This window comes from Longimicrobiaceae bacterium (assembly GCA_035936415.1).
In the GTDB taxonomy this organism is placed as follows: Bacteria; Gemmatimonadota; Gemmatimonadetes; order Longimicrobiales; family Longimicrobiaceae; genus JAFAYN01.
In genome coordinates, this window is sequence record DASYWD010000422.1 from 1 (window position 1) to 8,941 (window position 8,941).

General features: G+C 72.4%; 10 protein-coding genes. 4 read left to right on the top strand and 6 right to left on the bottom strand.

Annotation, left to right across the window (positions count from 1 at the left end; translation table 11 throughout):
* From VGR37_17175 to VGR37_17200, 6 genes are all read right to left on the bottom strand, one after another.
* The coding region (locus VGR37_17175) for a transposase (GenBank protein HEV2149143.1) at positions 1–165 on the bottom strand (165 nt) is incomplete at its 3' end.
* A gap of 51 nt (positions 166–216) precedes the next feature.
* Entirely contained in the window at positions 217–483 is a 267-nt protein-coding gene (locus tag VGR37_17180; GenBank protein HEV2149144.1) for a DUF2442 domain-containing protein, read from the bottom strand.
* Positions 446–703, bottom strand: a complete 258-nt coding sequence (locus tag VGR37_17185; GenBank protein ID HEV2149145.1) for a DUF4160 domain-containing protein — start codon at positions 701–703, stop codon at positions 446–448. The genes VGR37_17180 and VGR37_17185 overlap by 38 nt, the downstream gene beginning before the upstream one ends.
* Positions 704–876: 173 nt before the next feature.
* On the bottom strand, positions 877–1,089 hold the full coding sequence (locus tag VGR37_17190) for a hypothetical protein (GenBank protein ID HEV2149146.1): 213 nt from the start codon (positions 1,087–1,089) through the stop codon (positions 877–879).
* Between the two features lie 18 nt (positions 1,090–1,107).
* Positions 1,108–1,935, bottom strand: a complete 828-nt coding sequence (locus tag VGR37_17195; protein ID HEV2149147.1) for an SPFH domain-containing protein — start codon at positions 1,933–1,935, stop codon at positions 1,108–1,110.
* Positions 1,936–2,124: 189 nt separating this feature from the next.
* Positions 2,125–3,378 carry a DNA polymerase IV gene (locus tag VGR37_17200; protein ID HEV2149148.1) on the bottom strand — a complete coding sequence of 418 codons (1,254 nt, stop codon included), beginning with the start codon at positions 3,376–3,378 and terminating at the stop codon, positions 2,125–2,127.
* Between the two features lie 170 nt (positions 3,379–3,548).
* Here VGR37_17200 and VGR37_17205 point away from each other — a divergent pair, with 170 nt between their 5' ends.
* The 4 genes from VGR37_17205 to VGR37_17220 all read left to right on the top strand — a co-directional run.
* Positions 3,549–4,784: a DUF4956 domain-containing protein gene (locus tag VGR37_17205; GenBank protein ID HEV2149149.1), complete on the top strand. Its 1,236-nt coding sequence runs from the start codon at positions 3,549–3,551 to the stop codon at positions 4,782–4,784.
* 5 nt (positions 4,785–4,789) lie between these two features.
* Positions 4,790–5,947 carry a metallophosphoesterase gene (locus VGR37_17210; GenBank protein HEV2149150.1) on the top strand — a complete coding sequence of 386 codons (1,158 nt, stop codon included), beginning with the start codon at positions 4,790–4,792 and terminating at the stop codon, positions 5,945–5,947.
* Positions 5,934–8,627, top strand: a complete 2,694-nt coding sequence (locus VGR37_17215) for a BamA/TamA family outer membrane protein (protein HEV2149151.1) — start codon at positions 5,934–5,936, stop codon at positions 8,625–8,627. The genes VGR37_17210 and VGR37_17215 overlap by 14 nt, the downstream gene beginning before the upstream one ends.
* A 14-nt stretch (positions 8,628–8,641) precedes the next feature.
* Positions 8,642–8,941: hypothetical protein (locus VGR37_17220; GenBank protein HEV2149152.1), on the top strand; the 300-nt coding region annotated here is incomplete at its 3' end.

Here is an 8,941-nt window from a genome sequence, read left to right on the forward strand (position 1 = left end):
CCAGGTACAGCCGTTGTGCGCCTGGTAGAAGATCGCGTTCCAGACCTCGCGCAGCTCGTGCGTGCGCGGTCGGCCCGTGCGCCCGTTCTTGGCCGCGGGCAGGACGGAGCGCACCACCGCCCACTGGGCGTCCGTCGGATCGCTGGGGTAGGGTTGGCGTGCCATCCTCCTGTGCACACGCCAACTCCATGCCACTTTGTTCACAGCCTCTGAGGGCTACACCAGGTGCTTCGGACGCGGCGCCGGGACTCCCGTCAGCATGCCACGGGCGCTGATGTCCTCATCCACGTCGGGCCAGTGAGCGCCCTGGCCGTTGCCGATGATCCGGACGTTCGCCCGCTGCTCCGGGCTCGCTTCCCACAGACGCCATGACCAGGCGAGAGGCACGCTGATCCTGCGGCCGTCCAGAAGATCGGCGATGATCTCCTCGTCCGTGACCCGCACCTCACGGATCAGCGGCTCGGTCGTTTCCACAGTGCTCATCCCACGCCTCCTTGATGCGATCGAGGTGGTCTTCGATAGTCCGACGTGCGCGGTTCAGTTCCCGTGCCGAAAAGCCGTGGTTCGTGGCGAGCGTCAGCGGTTCGATCCAGAACTTGCAGATGTCGTTCTCGCGTTGAACGTGCACGTGCGTCGGCTCGTTGCAGTCGAAACTGAAGAAGAACAGCCGGTACGGACCGGGCACCCCCTTGATCGTAGGCATGACTCCACTCTACCACCAAGCAGACTCATTCGCCAGCGGCGCGGCTCCCATCCGTCCAGAACGGAGAGGGGAACGGATTTGATCGGCTCCAACCGCCGGGTGGAGGCTGGACGACGACGCCCCCGCCGGGAGATCCCGGCGGGGGCGTCGTTTTCGCACTTCGCACTCCCCTCCTACCGATCCGAGAGCAGGTTCCGCAGGCGCGGCTCGAGCGTCTCCCTCCGCCCCGGCTCGATCAGGACGTCGGAGACGATCCCCATCAGGTCGGCGTGCCTGCGCTCCAGGCTCTCGATCCGTCCCTCCAGCTTGCCTATGCGGGCGAAGAGCGCCGAGAAGGCCAGCACCAGCGCGCCCCCCACCAGCACCAGCAGGATCGCTACGGGCATCATCGCTCTCCTCCCTCCCTACGGCCGGGCGCCGCGCCAGGAGTCCACCACCGAGCCGCCCAGGACGCAGCTCTGCACCCCCTTGCACGCCTCGCCGATCCCGGTGGACCACGCCTTGATCATGTCCAGCTCAATCAGGCGGGGGTTCGCCTCGTAGGAGCGGGCCTGGAGCTGCTTGGACTCCGCTTCGCCGCGGGCCTTGATGACCAGGGCCGCCGCGTTCACCGAGTCGATGACGAACTGCTTCTGCGCCCGGTCCAGGATCTGCGCCTGCTCCGCCGCGGCGATCCGCTGCCGCTCGATCTGCTCCGGGATCTTGATGTCGCGCACGAACACCTGCTGGATCTGTGCGCGGTTGCCCACCTTGCGCTGGATGTGCGCCCGCACCGAGTCCGACAGCGTCGGCCGCCGCGCCGAGAAGATCTCCGCCACCGTCCACCCCGACAGCGCGTTGCGGTACCCCTCGCGGATGGAGTTGCGGATCTCCGTCTCCACTGCCTCCGGGGAGCGCTTCTCCATGAACACCTCGAAGATCGTCCCCGGGTCGTACGAGTAGACGATCGCCACGTCACCCAGCACGGTGACCGGGTCGCGCGTCTGCGCCTCCATCGTCTCCTTGTCGTCCGCGCCCCGGGGGAAGTTCTGCTCGGTCATGCTGAAGCAGGTGGCGTTTGCAAAGGGGGTGAAGTTCAGCCCCGTGCTCATCTTCCGCTCCACCACGCGGCCGTAGCGGGTGAGGACGCAGTGCTCGGTGGAGTCCACCACCGTCCACCCGCCGAGCACCAGCACCAGACCGGCCAGCAGGCCGATCCCGACGACGACGGTGACCAGAATCCCTGACTTCATCTTGACTCCTGGAAAGGTTGAGGTCGAGTCCACACGCCGGGGGCCGGACGGCCTCCGCGGGCTCCGAGGACCGGTTGCACGACCGGGGTCCTGTGTCATGATACGGAAGGGGCTGGGGTCGGGTTGCGGAGGAGCTTGGACGGAGTGCGGGAGTGCGAGGGTGCGGAAGTCAGGCGGGACCGTAGCGGGCTATTCCCTGTTCCCTGGCCGTCCGCCGAGGATGCGGCCGGGCTGCAGCGCGCCGGCTCCGAAGCGGGCGCGGATCGCGTCCGCGGCGCGGGAGAGGGAGCGGTCCTTCTCCGTTTCCACGAAGGCGGCGTCGAAGAGCGCCATCTGGCCGGGCGCGTCGGTGGCGGCCAGGGTGGAGACGCCCACCCCCAGCAGCCGCACCGGGGTGCGGCGCTGCTCGCGGAGGCGCGCGAGGAGGGCGCGGGCGGTGTCGTGGATGGCCCGGTCGGACTCCACCGCCTCCGGGAGGGTGCGGCTCGCCTGCCGGTCGCGGAAGTCCCCGTCGCGCACCTTCACCGTGACGGTCCGGCCGCGCAGTCCCTTGCGCCGCAGCGTGGCGCCGGTCTCCGTCGCCAGGCGGAGCAGCTCGGCCTCGATCTCGTCGTCGCCCTTCAGGTCGGCGGCGAAGGTCCGCTCGTGGCTCACCGACTTGGTCTCCGCGGCCTCGCCCACGGGGGTGGGGTCGATCCCCCGCACCCGCTGGAAGAGCCAGCGCCCCCGGCTCTCCCCCAGCCACAGGGAGAGCGTGGCTTCGTCCACCGCCAGCGCCTCGCGTACGGTGCGCACCCCGCGCCGGCGCAGCTCCTCCGCCATCACCGGCCCCACGGAAGGGAGGTCGCGCACCTCCCACCGCAGCATGAACGCCTGCTCCTCCCCCGCCGGCACCACGTGGATCCCCTCCGGCTTGGCGAGCCGGGTGGACATCTTGGCAATGGTGCGGGTGGTCCCCCCGCCCAGCGAGATGGAGATCCCCGCCTGCTCGCGCACCGCGCGGCGGATCCGCTCCGCGGTGCGCTCCAGCGGTTCCCCGCCGTAGAGGCGCTCCGTCCCGGTGAGGTCCAGGTAGAACTCGTCGATGGAGGCCGCCTCCACCACGGGGGCGAAGCGGCGGAGGACCGCCTCCACCTCGCGGGAGCGGCGGCTGCACGCACCCCGGGGCACCGGGACCACCGTGGCGCCCGGGCAGAGGCGCACCGCCTGCGACGTCGGCATCCCGGAGCGCACCCCGAAGCGGCGGGCGCCATACGAGGCGGAGGTCACCACGCCGCGCTCCTCCGGGCGCCCGCCCACCAGCACCAGCTCCAGGCGCCCCACGCCCTCGGGGTCCTCCAGCTTCGCCACCTGCACGAAGAACATGTCGCAGTCGGCCAGGAGAATGCGCCGGGGGGCGCCGCCCTGGCCGGCGGTGCCGGGGGTTGCCGCGGTGTCGCGCATGCGGTGCCGGAAAGGGGTCGCTGCGGAGGCGGGCGGGGGCGGTCGCCCGCCTCCCGGAAAGATACCGCTCCGGGGCGCCGGGGAACAGGCGCGCGAGTGCGGCGTGGATCCTGCTAGTGAGCGGCGCGGCGGGCGCGGCATTCCGCGAAGCGCCCAGGCGAACGACACGGATGCAGAACGACCGGAACGAGCAGCGACCCGAGTCCGAAACCCTCCTGACCGGAACCACGCGGCCGGAGGACGAACCGCGGGATGCCGGGCGCGACGGGAAGGGGGAGCCCCCCCGCCCCGCCGCGCCCCCGGCACCCGCGCTCCCGCCCGCCCCGAAGCGGCGGCGCGGAGCGAGCCGGTGGAGGCGCCTCGACGCGTTCCGCCAGCTCCCGCTCCTCCTCCTGCTCGTCTACTACGCGCTGCTGATCGCCGTGGACGCGGCGCTGGTGACCCTGGTCCCCACGGTGCGGCGGGCCTTCGTGCAGCCCGACATCGCCCCCGATGGCGGCGCGGAGGGGGTGGACGTCCTCACCTCCGTTTCGGTGCGCGGCATCGGCGACACGCTGCTGCCCACGCTGAACGCCACCGTGGACCGGGCGCTCATCACCCTGCTGGTGATCCTGGGCGCCCTGTCGCTGGTGGTGCCCGTGGCCTGGATCTACATGCGGGTCAAGCGCTTCCGGTACGATCCGGCGCTGGTCCGCTCGGTCATCATCCTCCCGGTGGTGGTGGCCGGGATCGCCATGGTGGTCAAGAACAGCATCGCGCTGGCCTTCAGCCTGGCGGGGATCGTGGCGGCGGTCCGCTTCCGCAACACGCTCAAGGACCCGCGCGACGCCGTCTACGTCTTCCTCGCCATCGGCATCGGCCTTTCCGCCGGGGTGCAGGCGCTCGACGTGGCGCTGATGATGTCGCTGGTCTTCAACGTGGTGGTCCTGGTCCTGTGGAGGTACAACGTCGGCTCCATCTACAGCGGGAGCTACGCGCGCACCGGGATCCTCTCCGTGGGCGACGGGAATCTCCTGGTGGCCCAGTCGCCGGACGCGCAGCGGCAGATCCGGCGGCGGCTCCTGGACGACGCGGACCAGCTCCGCTCCGACGGGATCCTCCTGGTGCACTCGCCCGACCCCACCCTGGCCCGGCAGACGGTGCAGGAGGCGCTCGGCGACATGGCGAGCGACTGGATGCTCTCCGACATCGTCGCCCGGGACCGCGAGATCTCCACGCTGGAGTACGTGATCCGGCTGAAGAAGAAGGTGATGCCGGTGGACCTGGTCGGCGCGCTGGACGAGCGCTGGTCCACGCAGCTCGCCGCGGCCGAGTACATCCCGTTCCGGATCCGCAGGCGCAAGCGCGGCAAGAAGGGGAAGAAGGGCAAGAAGAAGAACAAGGACAAGAAGGAAGGAAGCCAGTGAGCCGCGTGATCCGATCTCTGTGCGCCGCGACGGTCGCGGCGCTTCTCGCGGGCGGGTGCGCCAAGCCCGTCTACAACCTCGGGAAGGTGATCGGCGCCGTCTCCCCCGACTCGGTGGCGCTGGACCTGTTCCTGATCGGGGACGCCGGGCTCCCGGCGCCCCGGGGCGAGCCCGTGCTCCAGGCGCTGAAGCGCACGCTCCGGTGGGACCCACACCGCAGCTACGTCGTCTTCCTGGGAGACAACGTGTACCCGGCGGGGCTCCCCCCCGAGGGGCACCCGTACCGGAAGGAGGCGGAGCGGATCCTGGACGAGCAGGTGGAGGTGCTCCGCGACACCCGGACCCGCGGGCTCTTCGTCCCCGGGAACCACGACTGGGAGGCCGGCGGGAACGGCGGGTGGGACGCGGTCCAGCGCCAGGCCGAGTACGTCCTGGATCGCGGGAACGGGCTGGCGGAGTACCTCCCCCGCGGCGGGTGCCCCGGCCCGGAGGTGGTGGACGTGGGCGAGGAGGTGCGCATCGTGGCGCTGGACACCCAGTGGTGGCTGCACGACGGGCCCAAGCCCCGCACCGCCTCCAGCGGCTGCGCCGCCGTCAGCGACCAGCAGGTGATCGACTCCGTCCGCGCCGTGCTCCGCAGCGCCGGCCGGCGGGCCACCGTGGTGGTGGCCCACCACCCGCTGGTGTCCGGCGGGGAGCACGGGGGGTACTTCGACTGGCCCACGTACGTGTTCCCCCTGTACCCCTGGGCGCGGAAGGGCGGCTTCGGCGACCAGGACGTGTCGAGCTCCGGGTACCGGCGGATGATCCGCGTCCTGTCCACCGCCTTCGTCCCGGAGCCGCCGCTGGTGTACGCCGCGGGGCACGAGCACAACCTGCAGGTGCTGCGGCGGGACCCGGCGCGCTACCTGCTGGTGAGCGGCGGCGGGATCTACGGGCACATCACGCAGGTGCGGGCGATCACCGGGACCCGCTACGCAAACCGGGCCAGCGGCTTCATGCGCCTCAGCATCCTCCGGGACGGGCGCGTCCGGCTGGCGGTGATCCTGGTGGACGCCGAGGGCGAAACCACGGAGAACTACTCGGCCTGGCTGGAGCGCCCGCGCGGCGAGCCGGCTCCGGCAGCAGCTTCGATCGAACGGGAAAACGATGCAGAGCGGTAGGATCGGCGGAATCGCCCTCGTCCTCGCGGCACTCCTCGCCCCGGGCGCGCTCCACGCGCAGGCCGACTCCGTTACGGTGGTGGCGGGCCCGGAGTACGCCGCGAGCGACGCGTGGAGGCTCCTGTTCGGGGAGGACTACCGCCACCTCTGGACCACCCCGGTCCGGGTGGAGTTGCTCGACCTGGTACGCTTTGCCGGAGGGCTCACGCCCGTCCGGACCGGCGGCGGGAACCAGACCCTCTCGCTGCGCTTCCAGGGCGCCGACGGGCGGGAGTACGCCTTCCGCTCCGTGAACAAGGACCACACCCGCGCGCTCTCCCCGGACCTGCAGGAGACGGTGGTGGACGACGTCATCCAGGACCAGGTCAGCTCGCTCCACCCCGCCGCCGCGCTGGTGTCCGACCGGCTGCTGGAGGCCGCGGGGGTCCTGCACGTCTCCCCGCGACTGGTGGTCATGCCGGACGATGCGCGCCTGGGGCGGTTCCGCGAGCAGTTCGCGGGGATGCTCGGCTGGCTGGAGGTGCGCCCCAACGAGCCGGAACGGCCCGGGGAGAAGGAGAAGAAGAAGGCCGGCGGGAGCGAGGACGGCGAGAGGGAGCAGCCGCGCGAGGGCTCGCCGGCCAACGTGCGGGACGACGACGAGGAAGCGGAGCGGGGCCCGGAGGCACTGTGGACGGCGCCCGCGTGGGCCGGCGCCGACCGGATCAAGAAGACCGAGAACTTCATCGACGACCTGGAGGAGGGTCCCGAGCACCGGCTGGACTCGCGCGACTACCTGGCCGGGCGGCTGATGGACCTCCTCTTCGGCGACTGGGACCGCCACGACGACCAGTACCAGTGGGCGCGCTTCGACCGGGGCCGCCAGCACCTGTGGCGGGCCATCCCCCGCGACCGCGACTACGTCTTCGTGGACTACGACGGCGCCGCGGTGCGCCTCGCCAAGTCCATCTACCCCAAGGCGGTGCTCTACGGGCCCCGGTTCCCCGGGAACCTCTACGGGCTCACCATCAACGCCCAGCACCTGGACCGGCGCTTCCTGTCGGACCTCACCCGCGAAGACTTCGACGCGGTGGCGGCCGGCCTGCAGGCGCGCATCACGGACGAGGTGATCGAGTCCGCGTTGCGCCGCATGCCCCCGGAGTACTACCGCCTCAGCGCGGACGAGCTGCGGGAGGCGCTCCGCGGCCGGCGCGACCGGCTCCGCTTCGTGGCCGGGCGCTTCTACGCGCAGCTCGCCCTGGAGGCGGAGGTGCACTCCACCGACCGCGACGAGCTGCTGGACGTGGCTCGCCTCCCCGACGGCGCCCTGGAGGTGCGCATCTTCCTCCTGGAGGGGGGCGTTCCCGCGCGGGAGCCCTTCTTCCGCCGCCGGTTCGACCCGGAAGAGACGCGGGAGGTGCGCATCCACCTGCACGGCGGCGACGACCGCGCCGTGGTTCACGGGCGGGCCGGGCGCAGCATCCTGGTGCGGGTGATCGGCGGCGGGGGCGACGACACCTTCGAGGACCGCTCCGAGGTGCTGGGCACGCGCACCGCCTTCTACGACGACCGGGGCGAGAACCGCTTCGTCCCCGGCCGCGGGACGCGCGTGGACCGGCGCCGCTACGAGCGCCCGGAGCACACCCGCGGCAACCTCACCGACCCGCCGCGCGACTGGGGGTTCTCCGCCTCGCTCTTCACCCCCGGCGTGGGGTGGAGGTCCAACGTGGGGCCGGTGGTGTCCGTCGGGCCGAAGGTCACGCGCTACGGCTTCCGCCGGCACCCGTACGCCACGCGCTGGTCGCTGGAGGGGATCTACGCCCCGCTCGAGGACCGGCTCGCCCTGGAGTACAACGCGGACTTCCGGCGCGTCGCCTCCCCGGACCACCTGACGCTCTTCGCGCGGCTCTCCGAGATGGAGGTGACCCGCTTCCACGGCTTCGGGAACGAGACCCCCGGCGGGGGGGACGGCGACCGCTACAAGGTGTGGCACTCCCACCTGGCGCTGGAGCCGCTCTGGCACCGCTTCCCGGCGGACGGCACGCGCCTCTCCTTCGGGCCGGTGCTCCGCTGGTACGACCCCGAGCTGGAGCCCGGGACGCCCGCCGCCACGCTCCGCCCGCGCGGCGCCGAGTCGTTCGGCGAGGTGGGGGCGCAGGCGGAGGCGGAGTGGGACCGGCGCGACTCCGCGGTCTTCCCCCGCAGCGGCTTCCGCCTCCTGGCGCGCGGGACCGCCTACCCCCTGGGGTGGGACGTGGAGGGCCCCTTCGGGCGGACGCACGCCGAGGCCAACGCCTACCTCTCGCCCGGCGGGGAGCGGACCCCCGTCCTGGCCCTGCGGGCGGGCGCGACGCGCGCCTGGGGCGACTTCCCCTTCCAGGAGGCGGCCTTCGTCGGCGGCTCGCGCACGCTCCGCGGCTACCCCTTCCAGCGCTTCGCCGGGGACGCGGCCGTGTACGGGAACGCCGAGCTGCGCGTCCCGCTCGTCTACACCAAGCTGCTGGTGCGCGGCGACCTGGGCGTCACCGCGCTGGCCGACGCCGGGCGGGTGTACCTGGAGGGCGAGCGCTCCGACCGGTGGCACACCGCGCTGGGGGGCGGGGTGTGGTTCGCCTTCCTGCAGCGCTCCGCGGTGGCGAGCCTCCTCTTCGCCCACGGCGAGAGGGACGAGCTGTACGCCGCACTGCGCTTTCCCTTCTGAGCGCCGGGTACGGGATGAGCGAGCCCCGCGTCCTCCGCTTCGAGGCCCCCGCCGCCGGGGTGCTGGACCGGATCGCCTCCGACCCGGCGCCCGGGGGGGTGCCCGGCGGCCCGCCCGAGCTGGAGCTGTTCCGGGAGGTGTTCTTCGACACCGCCGCCGGCGAGCTGGAGCGCCGGGGCGTGAGCGTCTGCATGCGCATCCGCGCCGACGGGGGGAGCACCCTGGAGGTGGAGGCGCGCGACCCGGCCGGGGAGGCCGCCCCGAAGCGGGCCTCCGCCGACCTCCCCGGCGCCGACCCGGGCGAGGCCTTCGCG